Source organism: Motiliproteus sp. MSK22-1 (assembly GCF_001968815.1).
GTDB lineage: Bacteria > Pseudomonadota > Gammaproteobacteria > Pseudomonadales > Balneatricaceae > Motiliproteus.
This window is the reverse complement of the sequence record NZ_MIEQ01000075.1, coordinates 1-319: the sequence shown is the minus strand read 5'-3', so window position 1 is coordinate 319 and position 319 is coordinate 1. Positions and strand designations below refer to the sequence as shown.

Annotated in this window: 1 protein-coding gene; it reads right to left on the bottom strand. The window is 56.7% G+C overall.

Annotation, left to right across the window (positions count from 1 at the left end):
* Nucleotides 1–319 (bottom strand): branched-chain amino acid ABC transporter permease (locus tag BGP75_RS21490; RefSeq protein WP_143821143.1); only part of this gene is annotated, 319 nt, incomplete at both ends.

Sequence of the window (319 nt, the reverse complement as noted above, 5' to 3'; positions counted from 1 at the left end):
TTACCGCCCCGAAAACGGCGCCAAAGGTCGAGGCCATGCCGCCCAACACCACCATGGTGACAATCTCAATCGAGAAAAAGAAACCAAAAGAGTCCGGGCTGACAAAGGCTTGCTGATGGGCAAACAGGCTGCCTGCCAGAGAGGCCAGCATCGCCGACAACACAAACACATGAATACGGGTCCGCACGGTATCGACCCCCATCATCTGCGCGGCAAACTCAGAGCCATGCACCGCCCGTAGCTCACGCCCGGCCCGGGAATCAATAATATTCAGGGAGATCAGCACCACCGCCAGAGAGAAAAAGGCGATCATCGCATA